Origin of the sequence: Neisseria sp. P0006.S009, from assembly GCF_051962915.1 — a bacterium.
In the GTDB taxonomy this organism is placed as follows: domain Bacteria; phylum Pseudomonadota; class Gammaproteobacteria; order Burkholderiales; family Neisseriaceae; genus Neisseria; species Neisseria subflava_E.
Map to the genome: position 1 here is coordinate 72,012 of NZ_JBQCUV010000002.1, position 23,823 is coordinate 95,834.

The 23,823-nt window shown below is 51.2% G+C and carries 21 protein-coding genes; 6 read left to right on the plus strand and 15 right to left on the minus strand.

Annotation, left to right across the window (positions count from 1 at the left end):
* Positions 1-118 precede the first annotated feature (118 nt).
* Entirely contained in the window at positions 119-910 is a 792-nt protein-coding gene (locus ACTHTK_RS04140) for a DsbC family protein (protein ID WP_107723712.1), read from the plus strand.
* A 137-nt stretch (positions 911-1,047) separates the two neighbouring features.
* Here the strand turns inward: ACTHTK_RS04140 and ACTHTK_RS04145 are convergent, their stop codons facing one another.
* The 7 genes from ACTHTK_RS04145 to ACTHTK_RS04175 all read right to left on the minus strand — a co-directional run bounded on the left by ACTHTK_RS04145 (position 1,048) and on the right by ACTHTK_RS04175 (position 10,991).
* Complete coding sequence (locus ACTHTK_RS04145; protein ID WP_107723713.1) at positions 1,048-1,731, minus strand: 2,3-diphosphoglycerate-dependent phosphoglycerate mutase; 684 nt, start codon at positions 1,729-1,731, stop codon at positions 1,048-1,050.
* A gap of 102 nt (positions 1,732-1,833) precedes the next feature.
* Positions 1,834-2,586 (minus strand): class I SAM-dependent methyltransferase, encoded by a 753-nt coding sequence (locus ACTHTK_RS04150; protein WP_063069366.1) that lies wholly within the window; start codon positions 2,584-2,586, stop codon positions 1,834-1,836.
* Positions 2,587-2,634: 48 nt separating this feature from the next.
* Positions 2,635-4,263, minus strand: coding sequence for a sigma-54-dependent transcriptional regulator (locus ACTHTK_RS04155; protein WP_063069330.1), 1,629 nt, complete (start codon positions 4,261-4,263; stop codon positions 2,635-2,637).
* The gene (locus ACTHTK_RS04160; RefSeq protein ID WP_107696726.1) at positions 4,256-5,842 is read right to left on the minus strand and encodes a two-component system sensor histidine kinase NtrB; all 1,587 of its coding nucleotides are present in this window, start codon (positions 5,840-5,842) and stop codon (positions 4,256-4,258) included. Before ACTHTK_RS04160 ends, ACTHTK_RS04155 begins: the two co-directional genes overlap by 8 nt.
* Positions 5,843-5,912: 70 nt before the next feature.
* On the minus strand, positions 5,913-8,216 hold the full coding sequence (gene parC / locus ACTHTK_RS04165; protein WP_107723717.1) for a DNA topoisomerase IV subunit A: 2,304 nt from the start codon (positions 8,214-8,216) through the stop codon (positions 5,913-5,915).
* Positions 8,217-8,424: 208 nt separating this feature from the next.
* Complete coding sequence (locus tag ACTHTK_RS04170; protein WP_107723718.1) at positions 8,425-9,747, minus strand: MFS transporter; 1,323 nt, start codon at positions 9,745-9,747, stop codon at positions 8,425-8,427.
* A 200-nt stretch (positions 9,748-9,947) separates the two neighbouring features.
* Entirely contained in the window at positions 9,948-10,991 is a 1,044-nt protein-coding gene (locus ACTHTK_RS04175) for a LacI family DNA-binding transcriptional regulator (protein WP_107723719.1), read from the minus strand.
* A 251-nt stretch (positions 10,992-11,242) separates the two neighbouring features.
* Here ACTHTK_RS04175 and pgi point away from each other — a divergent pair, with 251 nt between their 5' ends.
* Positions 11,243-12,883 carry a glucose-6-phosphate isomerase gene (pgi, locus tag ACTHTK_RS04180; RefSeq protein WP_107723720.1) on the plus strand — a complete coding sequence of 547 codons (1,641 nt, stop codon included), beginning with the start codon at positions 11,243-11,245 and terminating at the stop codon, positions 12,881-12,883.
* 207 nt (positions 12,884-13,090) lie between these two features.
* A complete protein-coding gene (locus ACTHTK_RS04185; protein ID WP_234394597.1) occupies positions 13,091-14,368 on the plus strand; it encodes an AmpG family muropeptide MFS transporter in 1,278 nt (425 codons plus the stop codon).
* A 72-nt stretch (positions 14,369-14,440) separates the two neighbouring features.
* Here ACTHTK_RS04185 and hpf read toward each other — a convergent pair whose 3' ends face one another.
* From hpf to ACTHTK_RS04225, 8 genes are all read right to left on the minus strand, one after another.
* Positions 14,441-14,755: a ribosome hibernation-promoting factor, HPF/YfiA family gene (gene hpf / locus ACTHTK_RS04190; protein WP_004518850.1), complete on the minus strand. Its 315-nt coding sequence runs from the start codon at positions 14,753-14,755 to the stop codon at positions 14,441-14,443.
* A gap of 49 nt (positions 14,756-14,804) precedes the next feature.
* On the minus strand, positions 14,805-16,160 hold the full coding sequence (rpoN, locus tag ACTHTK_RS04195; RefSeq protein WP_107723721.1) for an RNA polymerase factor sigma-54: 1,356 nt from the start codon (positions 16,158-16,160) through the stop codon (positions 14,805-14,807).
* A gap of 135 nt (positions 16,161-16,295) precedes the next feature.
* Positions 16,296-16,955, minus strand: coding sequence for an energy transducer TonB (locus ACTHTK_RS04200; RefSeq protein ID WP_107723722.1), 660 nt, complete (start codon positions 16,953-16,955; stop codon positions 16,296-16,298).
* 27 nt (positions 16,956-16,982) lie between these two features.
* On the minus strand, positions 16,983-17,717 hold the full coding sequence (gene lptB, locus ACTHTK_RS04205) for an LPS export ABC transporter ATP-binding protein (RefSeq protein ID WP_107723723.1): 735 nt from the start codon (positions 17,715-17,717) through the stop codon (positions 16,983-16,985).
* A 70-nt stretch (positions 17,718-17,787) separates the two neighbouring features.
* On the minus strand, positions 17,788-18,318 hold the full coding sequence (lptA, locus tag ACTHTK_RS04210; RefSeq protein WP_107723724.1) for a lipopolysaccharide transport periplasmic protein LptA: 531 nt from the start codon (positions 18,316-18,318) through the stop codon (positions 17,788-17,790).
* Positions 18,299-18,880: an LPS export ABC transporter periplasmic protein LptC gene (gene lptC / locus ACTHTK_RS04215; RefSeq protein WP_003686789.1), complete on the minus strand. Its 582-nt coding sequence runs from the start codon at positions 18,878-18,880 to the stop codon at positions 18,299-18,301. Before lptC ends, lptA begins: the two co-directional genes overlap by 20 nt.
* Positions 18,877-19,413 carry a KdsC family phosphatase gene (locus ACTHTK_RS04220; RefSeq protein WP_003686818.1) on the minus strand — a complete coding sequence of 179 codons (537 nt, stop codon included), beginning with the start codon at positions 19,411-19,413 and terminating at the stop codon, positions 18,877-18,879. Before ACTHTK_RS04220 ends, lptC begins: the two co-directional genes overlap by 4 nt.
* Positions 19,414-19,479: 66 nt before the next feature.
* The gene (locus ACTHTK_RS04225) at positions 19,480-20,454 is read right to left on the minus strand and encodes a KpsF/GutQ family sugar-phosphate isomerase (protein WP_107723725.1); all 975 of its coding nucleotides are present in this window, start codon (positions 20,452-20,454) and stop codon (positions 19,480-19,482) included.
* 134 nt (positions 20,455-20,588) lie between these two features.
* Here ACTHTK_RS04225 and tal point away from each other — a divergent pair, with 134 nt between their 5' ends.
* The 3 genes from tal to ACTHTK_RS04240 all read left to right on the plus strand — a co-directional run bounded on the left by tal (position 20,589) and on the right by ACTHTK_RS04240 (position 23,657).
* Positions 20,589-21,644 carry a transaldolase gene (gene tal / locus ACTHTK_RS04230; protein WP_107723726.1) on the plus strand — a complete coding sequence of 352 codons (1,056 nt, stop codon included), beginning with the start codon at positions 20,589-20,591 and terminating at the stop codon, positions 21,642-21,644.
* Between the two features lie 152 nt (positions 21,645-21,796).
* Positions 21,797-22,684, plus strand: coding sequence for a tRNA glutamyl-Q(34) synthetase GluQRS (gene gluQRS / locus ACTHTK_RS04235; RefSeq protein ID WP_371459654.1), 888 nt, complete (start codon positions 21,797-21,799; stop codon positions 22,682-22,684).
* A gap of 238 nt (positions 22,685-22,922) precedes the next feature.
* Positions 22,923-23,657, plus strand: coding sequence for a LytR/AlgR family response regulator transcription factor (locus ACTHTK_RS04240; protein ID WP_036493381.1), 735 nt, complete (start codon positions 22,923-22,925; stop codon positions 23,655-23,657).
* The last annotated feature ends 166 nt before the right edge of the window (positions 23,658-23,823 follow it).

Below are 23,823 nucleotides of genomic sequence, written 5' to 3' on the forward strand. Positions count from 1 at the left end.
TTTTTCGTATTTTAACAGCCGAAAGCTATTTTCAGACGATAAATTGAGCCTCAATACAATGCAGGCATGACAGAGGTTTGATACAATACCTTACTTTTAACACACGCAAGTCTCTCGCATGAAAACCAAGTTAATCAAAATCTTAACACCGTTTGCCGTCCTTCCTTTGTTGGCATGCGGTCAACCTGCCGTATCCAACGCCAACGCGGCGCCTGCACAGGCTGCCAAAGCGGAAGCGCCTGCCGACAAATCCGTTGCCGCTTCTTTGAAAGCACGTCTGGAAAAAGTCTATGCCGCCCAAGATTTGAAAGTTTTGAGCGTCAGTGAAACACCGATTAAAGGCATTTATGAAGTTGTCGTCAGCGGCAAACAAATCATCTATACCGATGCCAAAGGCGACTATATGCTTGTTGGCGACCTCATCAACGTCAATACGCGCCAAAGCATGACTGAAGAACGCGCCGCCGATTTGAACAAAATCGACTTCGCTTCCCTGCCTTTGGACAAAGCCATCAAAGAAGTACGCGGCAACGGCAAACTGAAAGTCGCTGTTTTCTCTGATCCGGACTGCCCGTACTGCAAACGCTTGGAGCATGAATTTGAAAAAATGACCGACATCACGATTTATACCTTCATGATGCCGATTCCAAGCCTGCACCCTGATGCCGCGCGCAAAGCCGAGCTGTTATGGTGTCAGCCTAATCCGACTCAGGCATGGATCGACTGGATGCGCAAAGGCAAACTCCCAAGTGGCAAAGCAAACTGCGAAAACCCTGTTGCGGAAACCACTTCATTGGGCGAACAATTCGGCTTCAACGGCACGCCGACCCTGGTCTTTCCTAACGGCCGCAGCCAAAGTGGTTACAGCCCTATGCCTCACCTCAAAGAAATCATCGAGAAAAACCAGTAATACAGGGTTTAATCTCCATAAAGGACGCTTTACGCGTCCTTTTTTCATGTCGCCCGCCATCAACTGCCTTCAGACGGCCTCGATATAGACAAATATAAAAAAAGGACGTGTCCAACACATCCTTTTTTTCCTTTACCTTACAGGTAGAATTTTTCAATCACTTTCAGGTTTTCATCCAATTTGTACACCAACGGCTGACCTGTTGGGATTTCCAAGCCCATGATGTCTTCGTCGGAAATGCCTTCGATGTGTTTAGCCAACGCACGCAGGGAGTTGCCGTGTGCCGCAACCAATACACGTTTGCCGCTCAAGATGGCCGGAGCGATTTGGTCTTCCCAGAAAGGCAGGACGCGCTCGAGGGTAACTTTGAGGTTTTCACCATCAGGAATAACATCGCTAGGCAGGTTGGCATAGCGGCGGTCGTTGTGGGCGGAGTGAGGGTCTTTAGGATCAAGCAGAGGAGGCAGGGTGTCGTAGCTGCGGCGCCAAATGTGGACTTGCTCGTCGCCGTATTTTTCTGCGGTTTGTTTTTTATCCATACCTTGCAGCTGACCGTAGTGGCGCTCGTTCAAACGCCATGATTTGATTTGTGGAACAAACAGTTGGTCGGATTCTTCCAAAACAATGTTACAGGTTTTGATGGCACGGGTCAGAACGGAGGTAAAGGCGATGTCGAATTCATAGCCTTTTTCTTTCAGCTTTTTACCTGCTGCTGTGGCTTCTGCCAAACCTTGCTCGCTCAGCTTGACGTCGCGCCAGCCGGTGAAAAGGTTTTTCGCGTTCCATTCGCTTTGTCCGTGACGGATGAATACTAATTTCATGATTGTTTGCTCCAATGAAGTTTGGGAAAAGGTATTTATAGCACACTTTGCCGCCGCGCTGATAACGTCGGCGGTTTCTTTTGATATGTTGCAAATTTGCTTCTAGTCTTCAGACGGCCTTGTCGGAAGGTAAACGTCAAAACGCGTGCTTTTGCCTGTGTATTGATAAGCAGGTTTGCGCCCGTCAAGAAATTCGCCCAAGCGCGGGCGTTTGACGACAATGCGCTTTTTGGCGGTATTCAACGCTGCGTCCAACAACTCGGCTTCGTCTTGTGCCGCGCCGACCAAGTCGTGGAAATAGGCCATTTCTTTTTTCACGGCGGCGGTTTTGCGGCGTTCCGGGTACATCGGGTCGAGGTACACCACATCGGGTCTGCCTTTTTGCGCGGCCAATTTCTGCATTAAATCAACGGCATTGCCGAAGTGCAAAGTAATTCGCTGGGCAATCTCCCGTGTCTCTTCACTTTGTCCTGCCCTGTTGAGGCCGTCTGAAAGTAGACAGGCAACAGCAGGATTTTGTTCAAAAGTTTGTACATTCAAGCCCAACGAGGCAAGCACGAAGCTGTCGCGTCCCAGTCCACCGGTAGCGTCCCAGACAGTCGGTTGCGCAGTATGGTTGACGGCTTTGGCAATCAACTCACCTCCGCCTTTAGTACGCCGGTAATGGGCGGCACCGCCATCAAAATCAACGCGGACACGGCCTTTTTCACCTGCGCGGCACAAGCTGATGCCGCTTTCGTCAGCGATAAGGAAACTGTCTTCTTCAGGCTGCCGGTCGATAACGGTCAGCCCGAACGGCTCGGCAAGGCTGCGAAGTTCGGCAGATGCGGTTTCGTCAAAATAAATCTTGTACATGATGCCCATGTTTCAGACGGCCTTGAAAACTCAGGCCGTCTGAACGTTTTAATTGATGTCCAAGCGTTCCATGCGGTAGCGCATAGAGCGGAAGCTGATGCCCAAAAGCTTGGCGGCTTGGGTACGGTTGTAACGGGTTTGCTGCAAAGCCTGCTCGATGATGCTGCGTTCCACTTGGTCGAGGTAATCCTGTATCTGCATGGTACGCGGATCAAACGGTGGAATGGGGCTATGATTGAGCGTAGTTTCGCGCGCGTCAGGTTCGGCAATATCGTCAAAAGAGAAGCCGCTGCGTTCAGCCTTAACCTGTGGGGCGTTTTGAATCTGCAAGTCGTCCACTTGTATCACTTGGCCGACCGTCAGTGCAACTGCGCGTTCGAGGATATTCTCCAACTCGCGGAAGTTGCCGGGATAGCTGTAATGCAACAGGGCTTCTTGGGCTTTCGGGCTGAGTTTGTAGGTTTGATTGCCGTGACGGTGTTTATACAGCAGATACAGAATCAGCGCGCCCAAGTCTTCGCGCATTTCGCGCAAAGGCGGCATGTGCAGGGAGACTACGTTGAGGCGGTAATACAAGTCCTGACGGAATGCGCCGCTTTCGACCAAAGCTTCGAGGTTTTTGTGGGTTGCACAAATAATGCGCACATCCACAAAGGTTTCCCGCGCATCGCCGATACGGCGCACGGCTTTTTCTTGAATGGCACGCAGGAGTTTGACCTGCATGGCAAGCGGCAGATCGGCAACTTCGTCAAGAAACAAAGTGCCGCCGTCAGCGTGTTGGAAAAAACCTAAACGGTCTTGATCCGCGCCGGTAAAGCTGCCTTTTTTGTAACCGAAAAATTCGCTTTCCATCAGGTTTTCAGGAATAGCACCGCAGTTGACGGCAATAAACGGTTTGTCGGCACGGTCGGACAGCTCGTGAATCGTGCGCGCCGCCTGCTCTTTACCTGTACCGGACTCGCCGGAGATATAAACAGGAACAAGGCTGTGGGCCAATCTGCGAATCAGGTGGCGCACTTCGACCATTTGCGGCGAAGTACCCAACAGGCGCGGCATATCGTCCTCGCCTTCCAATATAGGTGCATCTTGTTGCAGAGCAGGATTGATGCTGCCGGCCGAAAAACGCTCTTTTAAGGAATTGAGCCCTTCCGGAACAGTCAAAGGCCGGTTAAATTCGCTCTGTACGCTCTTAGGCGGCGTAACGACAGGCTTGGCCGGCTGAGGTTCGGGTTTATACAGGGCGGCAGAAACAGGCGCAGGCTGCGATTTGACTTTTTCAGACGGCGTGGGTTCGGCAGTATTGTCTGAAACCGACACTGCCGATTTAACCAATGAACGCAACTGCGACAGCGTAATCGGTTTTTGCAGATAATCAAACGCCCCTGCTTTCAAGGCTTCAACGGCTTGGTCGGCATTGCCGAAGGCCGTAATCACGGCGACGGGCGTATCGAGCATCAGTTCATCAATGTATTGAACAACCTCTAGGCCGGAGCCGTCGGGCATACGCATATCAGTCAACACCAGCGAATAATCGTTGTTGTCCAGCTTGTCTTTGGCTTCTTCAACACCAGCCGCAGTATCGACGCGCAGACCCATTTTCATCAGGGTCATTTCCATCAGGTCGCGGATGTCTGCCTCGTCATCGACAACCAAAACCGGCTCTTGCAATTTATTCATCCTGCGCTTGCTCCTTCGGTAAAATCAGTTCAAACCCGTTCATTTCAGGGTGATAATGCAGCTGCCCCATATTGGCGTGTGCCAACTCGCGTGCGACGTAAAGCCCCAAGCCGGTACCTTGTTTTTCGGTGGTGTAAAACGGCTCGAACAGATGATTTCGTACATCGGGCGGCACGCCTTTGCCGTTGTCCGCCACGACGATGGAAATATGCATCCTGCCACTAGGGCGGATAAGGACGGTGATAGCGTTTTCATCTTGACGGCTGTGTCGCCAAGCGTTGTTGCACAAGTTCCACATCACTTGCTGCAAATGCACGGGGTCAACCAATACGGTCAGGTTGTTACCGTCCATATTCATGCGCAGACAGCCGATGGCATCGGGATTGTTCAAGGTAAATTCCTGCTTGAACTCCAACCAGAATTTCATCAGATTAATCGGCTGGCGGCTGATGTTGTCTCGTTTGTTAAGCAGGGATACGTCTTCCAACATCTTGTCGATGCGTTGGATATTGCTGTCGATGATGTTGTAGAGCTTGGCCTTGAGCGGGTCTGCCTCATCGCCCTCTTGCAACAAATCGCTGGCATGACGGATGGCGGACATCGGGTTGCGGATTTCGTGGGCAAGGTTGGCAGTCAACTGTCCGAGCGAAGTCAGTTTGGTGGACATGGCCTCTGCAGCCACTTCACGCAATGAGCGGACGTACAGCATCAGCAGCTCGGTTTGCTCCTGAATCAGCGGAACGGCTCGGACGTGCATGGCGTGTTGGAAAATATGGATATCGGTTTCAAAAGGTTTGTCGGGTTGGCGCTGCCAGCGGGCCACCAGTTCGCCGAACACGATTTCCTGCTGATCGATAATCAGGCTGGGAAAATAGATTTTTGCCTGTTTGTTAAACAGCCACACGCGTTGGGTCGCATCAATCACCACAACCGCTTCCTGTACTCGGTTCAAAACCAAATGGTTCAAACCGCTGATACGGCGGTAGGCCAGTTGATGGCGGCTGGCGGACTCTGTGGCCTGTTCGAGATAACGGGCGGCAAACGAGGTCAGCATCGCCACCAGATAGCTGGCGCCGATCAGCATTAAAGAATTCGCCATTGATTTCGCGTCCCAATTAAACGAATCGAAACGCATACTGCCGTCTAAAAACAGGTTCAAAATAAACAACATTGCCGTATAGCCTGCATACAGCATAGGATAGTGGCCATAACTGAGTAGACACGACGTGGCCACAAACGGCAAAACCAAAATCCCGAAACCGGAAGCCGTACCGCCGGAGATATACACCAAAACCATCATCATGGTGATGTCGACCACGGCACTGGCATTGGGCAAATCCAAAGACTGCCACTGCCAGCCCGGACGGAACACGGAAAGCATAATCAGGAAGAAATACAGCGTTACCCAGATATAAAACTCAACGTCCGGCAACGAAACGCCAATCAGGTTGCCGCCTGTGTAGCTGCCGAAAGCGTGCAAAACCAAAAGCGGTAAGACGATGGCTATTCGGGCAATGTTGATGACGCCGGGAATTCGCTCCCTCAGATTACCCAGCTCTTGAAGATTGGCTCTGTTCATAAGTGAACCTTTTTTATTTTCATGCAATGTCGTAGTAAATTTAATTTATTTGAATATATTTGTTCTTGTTTCAGGACAAACTTTTCAGACGGCCTGATATTTCCAATACCTTGCCTTTTTTACCGCGTTTACCGTCAATATCGGCAATCCGCAGTTTTTCCTGATGCTCGGCGCCGCGTCGGCCGACCGATACAACGGTAAACTCAGGAGAGGTCGTCACCATAATGTGTTCCAAAGATGCACCCTCAGCCAACGACATCAGCTGCAAACCGCGGCCTTTAGGCATGACTTTGAGTTCGCCGATGGAAAACGCCAAGAGACGGTGGTCGCTGCTGGCCAGTACGACTTTGCAGTCGGGATTGATCAGCGAAGAAGCATAGACGGCAACTGGCGGCAGGACGGTTTCGTCGCTGTCCACGGTCATGACCACTTTACCCGCTTTCACTCGCCCGACCATATCGGCCAACTTGGTGATAAAACCGTAGCCGCCGCTGCCTGAAAGCAAGTAATGCTGTTCGGGCTGACCGGTGAGCATGGCGACGGGTTTTGCACCGTTTTGCAGCTCGATTAAGGATGAAACCGGCACGCCGTCGCCGCGTCCGCCGGGGATTTCGGCGGCATCGAGCGTGTAGGTTCTGCCCAATGAATCCAGGATGACGACGGGTAAAACAGTGCGGCCTTCGAGGGTTTGTTTGAGGCGGTCGCCTTCTTTGAACGCGGTTTGGCTCAAATCAAGGTTGTGTCCGGCGCGGCTGCGTATCCAGCCTTTTTCCGACAAAATCAGCGTGATGGGTTCGTCGGCGGTGGTTTGAGTCAACACGGCGCGTCCAGCCTCTTCCACCAGTGTGCGGCGTGCGTCGCCGAACTGCTTCATGTCCGCCTGCATCTCTTTGATAATCAGCTTGCGTTTTTCGTTTTCGTCGCCCAAAAGGATATTCAGACGTCCTTGTTCTTCGCGCAACTCGTTCAATTCTTTTTCGAGTTTGAAACCTTCCAAACGCGCCAACTGGCGCAGGCGGATTTCCAAAATGTCTTCGGCTTGGATTTCGGTCAGCCCGAACGCTGCCATCAAATCGGTTTTCGGGTCGTCTGACTCGCGGATGACTTTAATCACTTCGTCAATGTGCAGAAAGACTTTCAGACGGCCTTCAAGGATGTGCAGCCGTTTTTCCACTTGGTTCAAACGGAATTTCAGACGGCGTGTTACGGTCACGACGCGGAAATCCAGCCATTCCTGCAAAATCGTTTTCAGATTTTTCTGCGCAGGGCGGTTGTCCAAACCCATCATCACCAAGTTCATGGACACATTGCCTTCCAGCGAAGTTTGCGCCATCAGCGTGTTGATGAAGGTATCCGTATCGATGCGGCTGGATTTCGGCTCGAACACCAGTCGCACGGGATGTTCGCCATCTGACTCGTCGCGCACGCGGTCGATTAAATCCAGCATCAGCTTTTTGGTGTTGAGCTGGTCTTGGTTCAGCTGCTTTTTACCCGCTTTCGGTTTCGGGTTGGTCTGCTCTTCAATTTCGGCAAGGATTTTGGCGGAGTTGGCGTTCGGCGGCAGCTCGGTCACAATCACGCGCCATTGCCCGCGCGCCAGCTTCTCAATTTCGTAACGTGCACGCACGCGCACACTGCCTTTACCGGTTTCGTAAATCCGGCGCAATTCATCCGCCGGCGTAATGATTTGACCGCCGCCGGCAAAGTCGGGCGCAGGGATATATTGCATCAGGTCGGCGGTTTCCAGCGACGGTTTTTTTAACAGCGCAATCGCCGCCTGCGTGACTTCGTTCAAATTGTGCGACGGAATTTCGGTCGCCATGCCCACCGCAATGCCCGACGCGCCGTTGAGCAACACCATAGGCAAACGGGCGGGCAGGTGCAGCGGCTCGTCAAACGCGCCGTCGTAGTTCGGCACAAAATCTACCGTCCCCTGATTGATTTCGGACAACAGCAATTCCGCAATCGGCGTCAGTCGCGCTTCGGTGTAACGCATCGCCGCCGCTCCGTCGCCGTCGCGCGAACCGAAGTTGCCGATGCCGTCGATTAAGGGATAGCGCAAGGTAAAATCCTGCGCCATTCGCACCATCGCTTCATAGGCGGAACTGTCGCCGTGCGGGTGGTATTTACCCAAAATTTCGCCGACCACGCGCGCCGATTTCACCGGCTTCGCCCCCGCCGTCAAACCCATATCGCGCATGGCAAACAAAATACGCCGTTGTACAGGCTTTTGGCCGTCTGAAACTTCAGGCAGCGCGCGGCCTTTGACCACGCTCATGGCGTATTCGAGATAGGCGCGTTCGGCGTATTGACCTAACAGCAGGTAGTCTTCGCCGATAGGAGATGGGCTTGGAGCGGAAATGTGTTCTGTCATCAGGATGGTAAAACGAAATAAATTAAAGGAGGATATTGTAAAGCAAAATCGGTAGTCATAGCCAATTTGAGTGATGAACGGTAGTGCAACGACAATAAGGCTTGCCGAATCAGGTCAGCAAATGGAATCCGTTTCTGCCAAAAAGGCCGTCTGAAACCATTTCATGTTTCAGACGGCCTTTTCATTTTGGTTTTAAATCAAAACTTCGTTATTCTGCAGTAGCCGGTTTGGCCGCAGTTTTAATGGTTAAGGTCACCGCTGCGGCAATGGCCAGGGAAACACCGGCAAAAGTCATCGCGTTGGCAGGGTTTGAACCCAAGAAAGTTCTGTACACCCAGCCGAAAGATACGGTTTCAATCAGCATTGGAATCACAATCATCATGTTCACAATACCCATGTACACGCCGTAACGTTCTTTAGGGATAGAGCCGACCACAATCATAAACGGCACGCCCATCATACTTGCCCAACCGACACCGAAACCAATCATCGGCGCAAACATCAGGTATTTATTACCGATGTGCGGAATGGTAAGCAATGCCAGCGCGGCAAGGGTTACGGCAAAGGCGTGAACATATTTGGCGGCGTATTTGCGCGCCATCCACATCAGGCCGAAAGCGGAGATAAAGGTTACCACGTTGTAAAAACCGTTTACCAGGCCGGTCCATGCAACCGCTTGGCTATACGCTTCGGTATTTTCAACGGTCGAATCCCAGACGGATTGGACGATACTGTGGGAAATATATTGCCAGTAGATGAAGAGCGCGTACCATTGGAAGAGATACACCAAGGCCAGTTGCCACAGGGCAGTCGGCATTTCGCGCACGGCAACGACAATATCTTTAACAGCATGGGCCGGACCGCTCGGCTGGGCTTTAATGGCCGCCATTTCTTCAGGGCTGGGCTCGCGTTCGGCCGTTGATAAAACGGTAACCAAAACCGAACCGATGGAGCAGACCGCACCAATATAAAACGAACCGAATACCCAATACGGAATGCCCGCTTCGGAGGTTTGTTGCAACCAGCCGATTTGTTGGAAGATGTAGAGGGAAACGTTGGCCAGGGTAATACCCAAACCGGTAAACACGGACTGCATCAAGAAACCGGTGGATTGCTGGTGTTCAGGAACGGTATCGGCAATAAAGGCACGGAAAGGTTCCATTGCCGTGTTGTTGCTGATGTCCAAGAGCCACAGCAGCAATACAGCCACCCATAATGCGGTAACGTGCGGATAGATAAAGAGACAGAGGCTGCAACCGATGGCGCCAATCAAGAAATACGGGCGGCGGCGACCTAATCCCGGCACCCAAGTGCGGTCACTCATCGCACCAATCATCGGCTGCACCAGCAAACCGGTAATCGGACCTGCCATATTCAAAATCGGCAACTGGCTCGGGTCGGCATGAAGAAAGCTGAAAATCGGATTAATCGCAGTTTGCTGCAACCCGAAGCTATATTGAATACCGAAGAAACCGAAGTTCATCAGCATAATCTGGCGAAGTGTCATCGCCACTTGTGGGGAGATTTTCATAGGAAGGCTACTCCTGGGTAATAAACTATGGAAACAACAAACTCCAATTTCAGCGGTATGACGCTTTTATTGTATTTGGGCTGCCCTTTTTACTGAAGCAACTCCGTTTTCAGACGGCCTTTATTTTGACCGTTTACATGAATCTTATTTTGATGTGTGTTTGTGTTGTTTAAAGCTTATTATTTTCAGGCCGTCTGAAACTATTTATTAATCACAGACTGACGCCAGATGGTTTCCCCAACGACCTTGACTGGCTGAACCGCACCGGCCGGGTGTTCAATATGTCGAAACAGCAAATCCGCCGCCATCGCACCCATACGCAGATACGGCAGCTCGGTGCTGGTCAACGGCGGAAACAGCGTCTCCGCAATCGCGCTGTGATTATCATAGCCGGCAACCGAAACTTGCTCGGGAACCCGCACGCCGCGCGTCCTCAAAATCCCGTACACGCGTACTGCCATTTCATCGTTACCACAGCAAATTACCGTCGGCGGAAGCGGCAAAGACAACAGTTTCAAAATAGCCGAAATCAAAGATCCGCTGTCATTGCTGAAGTCAGGATAACCAGTTTGCACCAAATCAGGATCGAAGACAATATCCGCATCAGCCAAAGCACGGCGGTATCCGGCCAATCTCAATCTCGTCGCTTCCACGCCCGGCTGCAAAGTTACATAAGCAATCCGTTTGTGCCCGCTTTGGATAATCCGGCGCACCAAGCCATACTGCCCTGCTTCGTCGTCCGGCAAAACCGACGGCGTACCTGCCAAATCAAAACAGTTGACCAACACCATCGGGCAACGGTTGGGCACTTCCGGCAGCAATACTTCCTGATGGAAACCTGCCACATATAAAATCCCCTCAGCACGATGCTCCATAAAGGTACGGATCAGCGGCTCCATCTGACCGGGCTGCCCCGGCTTGTTGTCGATGTCGGCAATCATCAAAATCTTGCCTTGTGCGCGAATCTGCTGCTGAATGCCCTTAATCAAGAACATATCCGGTATACCGTGTCCGCCCGTATTCTCGCCTGTCCGCGAAATAGCGCCGGTAATCAAACCGACCAATCCGGAACGGTGTGACCGCATAATCCGCGCCGCAGAAGACGGGATATAGCCCAAAGCAGCAATCGCTGTTTCTACTTTGAAACGGGTTTTATCACTGACCGGCGCATCGCCGTTAATCACTCGGCTGACCGTCTTGGGAGATACCCCGGCATAAGCAGCGACATCATAAATTGTAGCCATCTTACGAACCCGCCCCGACAGGATTTCAATAATGTTACATAGGATAACACAGCAGACATCGGTGTCATACCCCCTTTTTTACAGAAACTTGATGATAATCAACCGTTTCTATTGCATTTTGCATACATTTCTTAAATAAAACCGACCCTACCATCTCCCAAAAGTTGTCCAAATTTGTTAAACTACAAACAACTACAAAAAGCAGAAAATAGATACCCTGCTTGTTTACCGTTACATACTAAGGAAACGAGATGTCCGCATACTCAGATGCATGGCAAGCCTTGGAAGCCCATCATGCCGATACTCAACACGTTACCCTGCGCGAACGCTTCGCCGCAGATGCCGAACGTTTCAACAATATGCACGAAATTCTGCACGGCTTGTTATTTGATTACAGCAAAAACCGTCTAGATGAAAACACCCTGGATTTATTGTGTCAACTGGCCGAAGCAGCCGATTTGCCACAATATATGCAGGCCATGAGCAGCGGTGAAAAAATCAACACCAGCGAGCACCGCGCCGTCCTCCACACTGCCCTGCGCCTGCCTGCCAATGCCAAACCTGTTTACGTCGACGGCGAAAACATCGTGTCCAAAGTTCATCACGAACTCAACCGCACCCTCGAATTCGCACGCCAACTTTTAGACGGCACCCACGCAGGCATTACCGGCAAACCCATTACCGATTTGGTTCACATCGGTATCGGCGGCTCCGATTTAGGCCCGCGTATGGCCACACAGGCGCTGCAACCTTATTGGCAAAACATCCGCGTCCACTTTGTCAGCAACTCCGATGATGCCGACCTGACCCAAACCCTTCTCGGCCTCAACCCCGAAACCACCGTATTCAGCATTGCCAGCAAATCGTTCCGCACACCGGAAACCCTGCTCAATGCCTACGCTGCGCGTACTTGGTACCGCGATGCAGGTTTGCCTGATTCCGGCATCTACCGCCACTTCTGCGCCATTTCCGCCGATGTGGCCGCAGCCCAAAACTTCGGCATCTCCCCCGACAAAGTTTTCGCCATGTCCGACTGGGTCGGCGGCCGCTATTCCGTCTGGTCGCCCATCGGCCTGCCGCTGATGGTTGCCGTCGGCGAAAAAGCGTTCCGCAAAATGCTGGCCGGCGCACACGCGATGGATACCCATTTCTTCGAAACGCCATTCCGCCACAACATTCCCGTCCTGATGGCGCTCATCAACGTTTGGTACAACAACTTCCAACATTCAGACGGCCAAACCGTTGTCCCATACAGCCACAACATGCGCCTCTTTACCCCGTGGCTCAACCAGCTCGATATGGAAAGCCTCGGCAAACAGCGTACTTCAGACGGCCAACCCGTTTCCTGCACCACCGGCGGCATTGTCTTTGGTGATGAAGGCGTCAACTGCCAACATGCCTACTTCCAGCTTCTGCACCAAGGCACGCGTCTGATTCCCGTTGATTTCATCGTCCCCATGACCACAATCTACGGCAACCACCGTCAACACCGCTTTACCGTTGCCAATGCTTTCGCCCAAGCCGAAGCGCTGATGAAAGGCAAGACCTTAGACGAAGTGCAAATCGAATTGGCCGCCCTGCCCCAAGACGAACGCGACCGCCTTGCGCCGCAAAAAGAATTCCCCGGCAACCGTCCGAGTAACAGCCTGCTCATCGACAGCCTGACGCCTTTCAACCTCGGCATGCTGATGGCCGCCTACGAACATCGCACCTTCGTTCAGGGCGTGATTTGGCGTATCAACCCCTTCGACCAATGGGGCGTGGAATACGGTAAAGAGCTGGCCAAAACCATCGAACCCGAACTCGAACGCGGCACGCCGGCACACGACAGCTCCACCAACGGTCTGATTGCCTTCTACCGCAACTGCAACGCAGCATCGAAGGCCGTCTGAAAATGAAAATATCCGTAAAACAAACATCTCTGCCTGTCTTACGGACATTTCAAAACCTGATCAACTTGTTCCAACAAAAGGCCGTCTGAAACTTAATTTGTTAAAGTTTCAGACGGCCTTTTATTATTCAATAAAGATAGCAGAAGTTCATTCGCCATATCCCCCATCTTTGCTACAATATCCCTTTTCTTTTTTATTGATTCCACTATGACAACCGCACCCCAACCCAGCACTTGGCGCAAGATTTTTTCGCGCAAAATGCTGATTTGTATCTTTACAGGCTTCACTTCGGGGTTGCCGCTTTATTTTCTGATCAACCTGATTCCGGCATGGTTGCGCAGCGAACATGTTGATTTGAAAACCATCGGCCTGATGGCACTTATCGGGCTGCCTTTCACTTGGAAATTTATCTGGTCTCCCGTCATTGATTTGGTCAGATTACCTTTTTTAGGACGGCGACGCGGTTGGATGCTGGTTACGCAAATTGGTTTACTGCTGACCTTGCTCATTTACGCCTTCCTAAATCCTGCTCAGCATTTATATGTAATTATGGGCTTATCGTTGGTGGTCGCCTTTTTCTCTGCCAGTCAAGATATTGTATTGGATGCATTTCGCCGCGAAATTTTGTCAGATGAAGAATTAGGCTTAGGCAACTCTATCCACGTCAATGCCTACCGTATTGCCGCTTTGGTACCTGGTTCGCTCAGCTTGATTTTGGCCGACTTGATGCCTTGGCACAACGTATTCATCATTACTGCACTATTTATGCTGCCCGGTCTGCTGATGACCCTGTTTTTAGCTAAAGAGCCTGACATTCCACCATCTGTGTCGCGTACATTTGCCCAAACAGTCTCTGACCCTTTCAGTGAGTTCTTCTCCCGCAAAGGAATCAAACAGGCCATATTGGTATTGCTGTTTATCTTTCTCTACAAACTGGGCGACAGCATGGCCACTTCTTTGGCTACACCTTTTTATCTGGACATGGGATTCAGCAAAACCGACATCGGCCTCATTGCCAAAAATGCCGGTTTATGGCCTGCTGTCATTGCCGGTATTGTAGGCGGTATTTGGATGATAAAGCTCGGTATCAATAGAGCTTTGTGGATTTTCGGCGTGGCGCAATGGGTTACTATTCTAGGCTTTGCCTGGTTGGCAAATTTTGGCAAGTTTGAAACCATCACACTGACAGAGCAAATGATGCTTGCAGCTGTAATTGGTGCAGAAGCAGCAGGCGTAGGTCTGGGTACAGCGGCGTTTGTTGCCTATATGGCTCGTGAAACCAATCCTGCATTTACGGCCACACAATTAGCCCTCTTTACCAGCCTGTCAGCCGTTCCACGTACATTTATCAATGCTTCGGCAGGCTATCTGATTGAAGCGATGGGTTACTTCAATTTCTACTGGCTGTGTTTCGCTTTGGGCATACCGGGCATGTTGCTGCTGTTTAAAGTGGCACCGTGGAATGGCGAAAAAGAGAGTAACTAGATTGCCAGTCTAAAACTTCTAGTAAAACAAAAGGCCGTCTGAATGTTCAGACGGCCTTATCATACAAAAGCTTTATTCGGCAGCAGGTTTGACAGTACTACGGACATCGCCGCTTTTTTCTTTATGTTTCAAAACAGCGCGGTCGAGCTTGTCCATCAAAACATCAATCGCGGCGTACATATCCTGTTCAATCGCTTCAACGTGCAAATCTTTACCTGCCAGATGGACATCGGCTTCGGCTTTCTGGCTGACTTTTTCCACCGAGAGCGTGATGGTCACGGAAATGATGTTGTCGGCGTGGCGACTGATTCGTGCCAACTTGTCGGAAACGTAGTTTTTGATGGCTTCGGTAACATCAAAATTCAGACCGGTGATTTTCAGATTCATGATACAGCTCCTTCGGTTGATTAGTCCGTCAAAACGGATCGGAATATATCTACTCGGTAAATTTTCGTTTGTGTGCCGGTGGTATGTCTAATGATTCTCTATATTTTGCAACTGTACGTCTGGCGATTTCAATGCCGCGTTGTTTTAATAATTTGACGAGGGTCTCGTCCGAATAGGGTTTGCTGCTGTCTTCACTTTCAATCAGCTGGCTCAATACGGCTTTGATTGCGCCTTGGCTGAACCCTTCGCCATCATCATCGGCATTAACTGCCTGTGTGAAGAAATAGCGTAACGCAAACAGGCCGCGCGGGCAAGACAAATATTTCTGGTTGGCGGCGCGCGAAATGGTGCTTTCCGCCAAACCCAATTCGGCGGCGGCATCTTTCATCAGCATGGGCGACAGGCCGATTTCTCCGAAGATAAAAAAATCTTCCTGATTTTTGACGATATACTCGGCAAGGCGGAGGACCGTACTTTTACGCAGCTCCAAAGAATCAATGCGCTGCTTGGCTTCGTTGATTTTTTCCTTCCACTCCGGTGCCCCCTCTTCCGCCGCCTTCATCAGGTCGCAATACTCCTGATTGAGCTGCAGCTTCGGCCAAGCCGCCTCGTTGCTGATGACTTCCCAGCCATCCTTGCCCTCTTTGACCCAAACGTCAGGCTGAATATAAGGCGTGGGCGTGGCAGAGGCGAAGCCGTAGGCCGGATAGGGATTGAGCTCGGCAATCATATCGAGCGCAGCTTCTATGGTTTCGCTATCGGTATCTGGATAGAGTTTGCGGAAACGCAGAACGTTTTGTTTGCGGTTTTTGCCTAACTCTTGAAGCGAACTTTGCACCAAATGCGCGGCCATTTGTCTAGCCGGAGAAGCCGGCAAACGCATCAGCTGCAGCATGAGCGACTCGGTCAAGTCGGCCGCCGCCACGCCGGGCGGCTCAAAGGTTTGCAATACATCCAGCGCGTTTTGCAGGGCCTCTTCGTCCAGCATCCATTCTAACGGCGTGTGGTCGATGATTTCTTCGAGACTGTCGGTGAGGTAGCCTTGTTCGTCCAAAAAATCAATCAAGACGTGAACATAGGCTGCTTCCACTTGCGAAAGCGGATGCTCGCACACTTGGGCATGCAGATAGTGTTTGAAATCCTCTTCTTCGGCGATGTTGCTCCAAATATCTTCGGCATCGTCGCCACTCAACTGCTGACCTGCGCGCGGCATGGTTACCGCACGGTTGAGCCCGCTATCGGCAAACTCATCGGTTTCCGGACGCTCAAGCAGAGGATTGTCTGACAACCAGTCTTCCACTTCGCGCTCAAGCTCAAGACCCGACATCTGCAAGATGCGCAAAGACTGCTGCAGCCGCTGGTTGAGCTGCTGGGTCTGTTTGAGTTTAAGGACGAGTGAAGACATAATGTTTGATAGTAAATGTGCTTTATGGATTTCAGACGGCCTGTATCTGACGGGCCGTCTGAAAGTATCAAATATATTGTTTATATATTGGATGATTATTTCAATATATTATTCTTTTATCAACCGATAAATGAATTATTCAACAGTAGAGATGGTTTCTAACGGTAAAGCAAACGTAATAGGCAGAACAAAAACCATGGTAACAGGCTTCCCGCGATAGGTAGCAGGTTGAAATTTTGTCTTCAAAACTGCTTTTCGTCCTGCCGCATCTAAACGCGGGGACCCACTACTCTTTTGTATCCATACAAATGCTTTGCCATCTATATTGATAAAGACATTTAATACCACAGTCCCTTCCTCGCCATTCTCTGTAGAAAGCTGTGGATAAGGTGGGGGAGCAACTTGGACAGGTTTCGTCTTTATCTCTTCTTTGAATCCATTTGGCACAGTATAAAAGAATCTGAATTTTTTAAGGCTTTCCAGTGTCTTACAATCCGTTTGTTGGGTTTTCTGATTATAAGTACACTCTTTATAAGGCTCGACTTGTTTTGGCAAACCTACTTCTTGAGCAAGTTTCAACAATTCCAGCGCATCCACTTCCCAATGGAGGCTTTTTCCCAGCTTACCCTCTTTATCCACGATAGCTGTCGCCGTTACGATACCGGTTATCGGCTTGCCATTTTTATCTATCACGCCTTGGCGCACACCCATATTCTGCAATGGCAGTTCTGGCATTGCATGCACGGCAGTAGCTGCCAAAACGGCAAAGGAAGACAAAAAAATTCGTTTCAACACAGATACACCTTTTCAGACGGCCTAAACTCAATATTTGAAATTTTCACCCAAGTAAACCGAACGGACTTGTTCATTGTTGACCAAATCATCCGGCTTGCCTGAAGCCAATACCGTACCGTCGCTGATGATGTAGGCACGGTCGCAGATGCTGAGGGTTTCGCGCACGTTGTGGTCGGTAATCAATACGCCGATACCGCGTGATTTGAGGAACTCGATGATTTTCTGAATATCGATGACGGCAATCGGGTCAACGCCGGCAAAAGGTTCGTCCAACAAAATGAAACGCGGCTGCATGGCCAACACGCGCGCGATTTCGACACGGCGGCGTTCGCCACCAGACAAGGACGGCGCAGGGTTGTTGCGCAGGCGCTCGATATTCAAATCTGCCAACAGTTTTTCAAGTTCAGCATCGATGCGGCTTTTGTCCTTCATGCTGATTTCCAAAATGGCGCGGATATTTTGTTCCACGGTCATTTTGCGGAAAATCGAGGCCTCCTGCGGCAGGTAGCCGACGCCGAGGCGGGCGCGTTCGTGAATGGGCAGGTGGCACAACTCTTGGCCGTCCAGCATCACACTGCCTGCATCGGCGGCAATCAGGCCGACTATCATGTAAAAGCTAGTGGTCTTACCCGCGCCGTTGGGGCCGAGCAGGCCGATGACTTCGCCGCTTTCGATTTCAAGGGAGAAGCTTTTGACGACTTGGCGTTTTTTGAAACTTTTTTGCAGGTTTTGAACCACAAGACGGCTGTTGTTTGCGCTCATATTCTGTTGACTTTCGATATTGACCTCAGGCCGTCTGAACCTTTTTCAGACGGCCTTTTTGTGTGTTTTCTTATTTGTTTTTCTGCGTGCTGGACGGCTGGATGACCACGCTGACGCGGCCGGATTTCGCGGCGGATTTCACACCGGATTTGGCGCTGCCGTTGATGGTGTAAACCTCGGTTTTGGTGTTGTAGGTAATGACCGCACCTTCGGCCACATCGCCGCCGCGCTGTACTTTGGCATTGCCGGTCAGGGTAACCAGACTGGCTGCGGAAGAATACGTTACAGTATTGGCTTGGCCGTTGACCACGCCTTTGCCGCCGTCCAACTCTTGGCTGAATTTGACGGGCGAGCCGGTGGCTTTCATCAACTGCTCGCTTTTGTCGTTGCGCGAAACGGTCACGCTGCCGGCACGGATATTGAGCGTGCCTTGTTTGATGATGACGTTGCCGAAGAAGGTAGTGCTTTGGTTGTTTTGGTCAAGCGAGCCTTGGTCAGCTTCGATTTGAATCGGCTGCTTGCTGTCGCTTTGCAGGGCAAAGGCCGGGCTGGCGGCAAAAACGGCAACAAGGGCTAAGGTTTTACAAATTTTTTGTATCATAAATTGTGGCTTTCACTTTGGAAGGGAAATTCAGCAAACCGGTTTTGTGGTCATAAGTCATGCCGTTTGCCTGACCGCCGGACTGTCCGTATTGGAAAGTAACGGGGCTGTCGGTATGGGCGTATTGCGCTTCGGTATCAACATTCAAACGTTCGGTTTTGACGATGCCGGCCAAACGCTTGGCATCTGCCGCTTTATTTAAGACAACATTCTGTTCAAAAACGACTTTTTTGTTTTGAATATTGTACGCTGCCTTATCGCTGCCGACTTCATACAGCAGGCTGCCGTCGCGGTAAAACGAAAGATGTGGTTTGTCCAAATGCACGTCTGCGCTATTCGGATATTGGACGGCATCGACCGCGCTCAGGTTTTCTTTCAGACGGCCTTCTTGGTCAAAACGTTTGCCGTTGATGCCTTTCATCGAATATTGCGGCTCATTCGGATTGAGGACGACTTCTTCGACCTGCACTTCGCTGATGCGGCCGAGCCACGCCGCCAGTGCGCCGAGTGAAACGGCCAACACCAGCGGAAAGGCGATTCCGTAACGCCATCTGATTTTCATCGTACATACTCTTTCAAAGCAGGTTCAAGCGTACCTTGCGCCTGCATAATCAAATCGCACACTTCACGCACCGCACCTGCGCCGCCGGATCGTCGGGTTACATAATGGGCGTATTGCAAAGTAAACCAATGCGCCTCAGGAACGGCGACCGCCAATCCGCAACGCACCATCACGGGCAAATCGACAACATCGTCGCCGACAAAGGCGCACTCATGCTCCTCCACACCGGCCTGTTCGCGTAATTGGGCGTAGGCGGCACGTTTGTCGTGAATGCCTTTGAAGTAATAGTTGATACCGAGCTGCTTCACGCGGATACCGACGGAAGGTGCATCGCGGCCGGTAATAATCGCTGTTTGCACGCCACTGGCCTGAAGCATTTTCAAACCGTGTCCGTCCAAAGTGTGGAACGATTTGATTTCTTCGCCGTTGTCGCGGATAAAAATGCGGCCGTCGGTCAAAACGCCGTCCACATCCAGTATCAGCAGTTTGATACCTAAAGCACGTTGTTGCAGGTCGGAAGAGAGGTTTTGCATAAGGTTTCCTTATTTCAGACGGTCTATTCTAGCATAAGGCCGTCTGAAAACGTTTTTGCCGTCGTTTCAGACAATTCGTGCCATCAATAAATCGTGCATATTCAGCGCACCAATCAATACGCCGTTTTCTTCTACCACCAGCAAACCGTTCACATGGCCGCTTTGCATGGCTTTCAGAGCTTCGGTGGCAAGGCGGTCGGCGGAAATGGTTTTCGGCGAAGCGTGCATGATGTCGTCCACTTTCAAACCGGCAAAGCTGTCGCGTTCTTGAAACAGACGGCGCAAGTCGCCATCGGTAAATACGCCTTTCAGACGGCCTTCGGCATCGGTTACCGCCAGCATGCCCAAGCCTTTTTCACTCATGCGGACAATGGCCTCTTTCAACGGCGTGCCCAACAAAACGGCTGGCAGGGCTTCTTCTTTGTGCATGATATCCGCCACGCGCAACAGCAGGCGTTTGCCCAAGCTGCCGGCAGGATGGCTTAAAGCAAAATCATCCGGCGTAAACGCTCGCGCCTGCAGCAATACCACCGCCAGCGCATCCCCCAACGCCATCACGGCGGTCGTACTGGAAGTCGGTGCGAGGCCGAGCGGACAGGCTTCTTTAGAAACCGCCGCGGTAATATGGATATCGGCATGACGCGCCATGGTGGAAGTCGGATGGGCAGTGATACAAATAAGCGTGATGTTTTTGCGTTTCAATGCCGGAATAATCGCTGCAATTTCATCGCTTTCGCCGGAATTGGAAATGGCAACCACGACATCGTGGTCCACAATCATGCCCAAATCGCCGTGCGCCGCTTCGGCAGGATGGACGAAAAACGCAGGCGTACCGGTGGAAGCCATGGTTGCCGCCATTTTGCGGCCGATGTGTCCGGACTTGCCCATGCCGGTAATGACGACCCTGCCCTTGCAGTGCAACAACGCTTCTGCCGCACGGACAAAATCATGATCCAAAGCCGCTGCAATTTCACGCAAACCTTCGGCTTCCGTATCTAATACATCGCGCGCCCAGTCGAGATAAAGTGTGTTTTCCGCCATCAAAGCCACCTTTCGTGCTTGAATTTAGGTTTGTTTTGCCCAAATTAATCGGCTGTAAACTGTTCAAATTCATCGAATCGGCGTAGCATTACCGCCACTTCACAAACAAACCTATTATGTAAAAGGAATCAGAGATGACTATTTTATCGGACGTTAAAGCATTAGGACAACAAATCTGGTTGGACAATCTCTCCCGTTCGCTGGTACAAAGCGGCGAATTGGCAGAAATGCTGAAGCAAGGCGTGTGTGGCGTAACTTCCAATCCTGCCATTTTCCAAAAAGCCTTTGCCGGAGATGCCCTGTACGCCGATGAAGTAGCCGCGCTCAAACAGCAAGACCTGACCCCGAAACAACGCTACGAAACCATGGCGGTTGCCGACGTACAAGCCGCTTGCGACGTATGTCTTGCCGAACATGAATCCACCGGCGGCAAAACCGGCTTCGTCAGCCTCGAAGTTTCGCCTGAATTATCCAAAGACGCACAAGGCACGGTTGAAGAAGCGCGCCGCCTGCACGCCGCCATCGGCCGTAAAAATGTCATGATTAAAGTACCGGCAACCGACGAAGGCATCGAAGCGCTTAAAATCCTCGTTTCAGACGGCATCAGCGTCAACCTGACCCTGCTCTTCTCCCGCGCCCAAACCCTCAAAGCCTATGCGGCCTACACGCGCGGCATTGCCAAACGTTTGGAAGCAGGACACGACGTTTCCCATATCCAAGTTGTCGCCAGCTTCTTTATTTCCCGTGTCGATGCCGCATTGGACGCCACCCTGCCCGACCACCTCAAAGGCAAAGTCGCCATTGCGCTGGCCAAAGCCGCCTATCAAGATTGGGCGCAATACTTCGGCAGCAGCGAATTTGCCGCACTTGCCGAACAAGGTGCCAACCGCGTACAACTTCTGTGGGCATCTACCGGCGTGAAAAACCCTGCCTATCCTGACACTTTGTACGTTGACAGCCTGATTGGCGCCCATACCGTCAACACCGTTCCCGATGCCACACTCAAGGCCTTTATCGACCACGGCACCGCCAAAGCCACTTTGACCGAAGGTGTGGACGAAGCCCAAGCGCAGCTTGCCGAAACCGCGAAACTCGGCATTGATGTCGAAACTTTGGCAACGCGTTTGCAGGAAGACGGTTTGAAACAATTTGAAGACGCTTTTGCCAAACTGCTTGCTCCCTTGGCTTAAGCGGATTGAACGGACGGCCGAGAAACTTAAATCATTTTGAAACGTCTCAGGCCGTCTGAAACCCAAATTCGGGCGTGTACGGCACGCCCTTTTCTATCACGATTTGAATACCGTGCAGGCATACTTCCCCTGCCCTACAAAACCACCCTGCCATGTATATAGGACGTTTCGCCCCCAGCCCTACCGGCCTGCTTCATATCGGCTCCCTACTGACCGCCGTTGCCTCCTATGCCGATGCGCGCGCTCATCAGGGCAAATGGCTGGTCCGCATTGAAGACCTTGACCCCCCGCGCGAAATGCCCGGCGCCGCTGCCGACATTTTGCGCACGCTTGAAGCTTTCGGTTTTGAGTGGGACGGCGAAGTCGCCTATCAAAGCCGCCGTTACGACCTATATCAAGACACCCTCGACCGCCTCAAAGCGGCCGGGCTGGTGTATCCCTGCTATTGCAGCCGCAAAGACTGGCAGGCGGCGGCAACACATGGCGCAGACGGATTTGTGTATAACGGCCGTTGCCGCAATCCTCAGCAAAGGCCCGACACGCAAAACAAAACGCCGGCATGGCGTATTCAAGTGCCCGATCGCGTGATCGGTTTTTCAGACGGCATTGTCGGACATTACGTACAAAATCTGGCACACGACATCGGCGATTTCGTCCTGCTTCGTGCCGACGGCTATTGGGCATATCAGCTTGCCGTGGTTGCCGACGATGCCGATCAGGGCATAACGCATATTGTCCGCGGTCAGGACTTGCTCGTCTCCACACCGCGCCAAATCTATCTGCAACAATGCCTCGGCGTTCCCACACCGGCCTACGCCCACCTTCCCCTGTTGACCAACAACCAAGGGCAAAAATGGTCGAAACAAACCCTTGCCCCGGCTTTGGATTTGAATCAAAAAGAACAGCTTCTCCGCCAAGTCCTAACCTACCTCAACCTACCCGATGCACCTACCGTGAACCATCCTCAAGAATTGCTCGATTGGGCGGTGGCACACTGGCAAATGGACAAAATCCCAAAATCGTCCATTATCACAGACTGAATTAGCACGATTACAACAAAATTACTCTAGGTATTACAATATTTCATAAAATTATGTAAGTAATCTTCCGATTCATCCCAAACCATGCCCAAGAAGCGAAAAATCATGTATATTTCAAAAATTTCCTAAAATTGTCACAAACTGATAATTTCAAGGTTGTAACAACATACGGCTGACGCGTTATTGAGGATGACAAAGCGCGGCAGATCTCCCACGATACAACAAAAAGAATACCGCTATGCCAAGTGCCATTATTGTAGAAGACGAAGTATTAGCAGCAGAACGCTTACGTGTATTATTGGAAGAGTGCAATGTCGTACTGCTCAACGTCTTTCACCATGCCATGCCAGCATTGGAGTGGCTGAGCGTCCACGAAGTCGACATCGTCTTTGCCGACATCGGCATGCCGGAAATCGACGGTCTCGAATTTGTCGAACGCATTAAGCGTACCGCCAAACGCCAGCCGGAAATTGTATTCACCACAGCCTACGAAGAACACGCCCTGCGCGCCTTTGAGCTGGCTGCCGCAGACTATCTGCTCAAACCGATCAAAATGACTCGCCTGCAAACCGCGCTTGACCGCATCATCGAGAAAAACCGCGAAAAAGCAGACAGTTTCACCCATTTCAAAGTCTACAACCGCGAACGCATGGTCGAAATCCCATGGCAACAGGCGCGTTACCTGATGGCGGAACACAAAACCGTCTATCTGTTTACTGGCGACGGCCACAGCTACGAATTACCGAAGACCTTGGTTTACTGGGAAGAATTACTGGGCGACAAAGTCATCCGTATCCACCGCAATGCCCTCGTCTTCCGCCACACCCTCGACAGCCTGATTCGACTAGACGATGACGAAAACGACGAATCCGCATCCACATGGGGCGCAAAAATTCTTGATATTCCGACCCCGTTGCCCGTCAGCCGCCGACAACTGTCCACCCTGCGGAAAATCATTAAAAACAGCATCTAATATGTACTCCTTAACTCGTTGTCCTTAAATTAAAGGCCGTCTGAAAAGATATCTTCAGACGGCCTTTTAACTTCTCAGCCAAATAGTAGAAATTTAAAAAAAGAATAACCTAAGTCTGTCGTTTAGCTTTATCCAAGTTCTCAATTTGATCAAACCTTGTTTTGCT

Bases quoted from the DNA above. Each gene is read 5' to 3' on its own strand.
- ACTHTK_RS04140 (WP_107723712.1), top strand. From the start codon at position 119: ATGAAAACCAAGTTAATCAAAATCTTAACACCGTTTGCCGTCCTTCCT.
- ACTHTK_RS04145 (WP_107723713.1), bottom strand. From the start codon at position 1,731: ATGAAATTAGTATTCATCCGTCACGGACAAAGCGAATGGAACGCGAAA.
- ACTHTK_RS04150 (WP_063069366.1), bottom strand. From the start codon at position 2,586: ATGTACAAGATTTATTTTGACGAAACCGCATCTGCCGAACTTCGCAGC.
- ACTHTK_RS04155 (WP_063069330.1), bottom strand. From the start codon at position 4,263: ATGAATAAATTGCAAGAGCCGGTTTTGGTTGTCGATGACGAGGCAGAC.
- ACTHTK_RS04160 (WP_107696726.1), bottom strand. From the start codon at position 5,842: ATGAACAGAGCCAATCTTCAAGAGCTGGGTAATCTGAGGGAGCGAATT.
- parC (WP_107723717.1), bottom strand. From the start codon at position 8,216: ATGACAGAACACATTTCCGCTCCAAGCCCATCTCCTATCGGCGAAGAC.
- ACTHTK_RS04170 (WP_107723718.1), bottom strand. From the start codon at position 9,747: ATGAAAATCTCCCCACAAGTGGCGATGACACTTCGCCAGATTATGCTG.
- ACTHTK_RS04175 (WP_107723719.1), bottom strand. From the start codon at position 10,991: ATGGCTACAATTTATGATGTCGCTGCTTATGCCGGGGTATCTCCCAAG.
- pgi (WP_107723720.1), top strand. From the start codon at position 11,243: ATGTCCGCATACTCAGATGCATGGCAAGCCTTGGAAGCCCATCATGCC.
- ACTHTK_RS04185 (WP_234394597.1), top strand. From the start codon at position 13,091: ATGACAACCGCACCCCAACCCAGCACTTGGCGCAAGATTTTTTCGCGC.
- hpf (WP_004518850.1), bottom strand. From the start codon at position 14,755: ATGAATCTGAAAATCACCGGTCTGAATTTTGATGTTACCGAAGCCATC.
- rpoN (WP_107723721.1), bottom strand. From the start codon at position 16,160: ATGTCTTCACTCGTCCTTAAACTCAAACAGACCCAGCAGCTCAACCAG.
- lptB (WP_107723723.1), bottom strand. From the start codon at position 17,717: ATGAGCGCAAACAACAGCCGTCTTGTGGTTCAAAACCTGCAAAAAAGT.
- lptA (WP_107723724.1), bottom strand. From the start codon at position 18,318: ATGATACAAAAAATTTGTAAAACCTTAGCCCTTGTTGCCGTTTTTGCC.
- lptC (WP_003686789.1), bottom strand. From the start codon at position 18,880: ATGAAAATCAGATGGCGTTACGGAATCGCCTTTCCGCTGGTGTTGGCC.
- ACTHTK_RS04220 (WP_003686818.1), bottom strand. From the start codon at position 19,413: ATGCAAAACCTCTCTTCCGACCTGCAACAACGTGCTTTAGGTATCAAA.
- ACTHTK_RS04225 (WP_107723725.1), bottom strand. From the start codon at position 20,454: ATGGCGGAAAACACACTTTATCTCGACTGGGCGCGCGATGTATTAGAT.
- tal (WP_107723726.1), top strand. From the start codon at position 20,589: ATGACTATTTTATCGGACGTTAAAGCATTAGGACAACAAATCTGGTTG.
- gluQRS (WP_371459654.1), top strand. From the start codon at position 21,797: ATGTATATAGGACGTTTCGCCCCCAGCCCTACCGGCCTGCTTCATATC.
- ACTHTK_RS04240 (WP_036493381.1), top strand. From the start codon at position 22,923: ATGCCAAGTGCCATTATTGTAGAAGACGAAGTATTAGCAGCAGAACGC.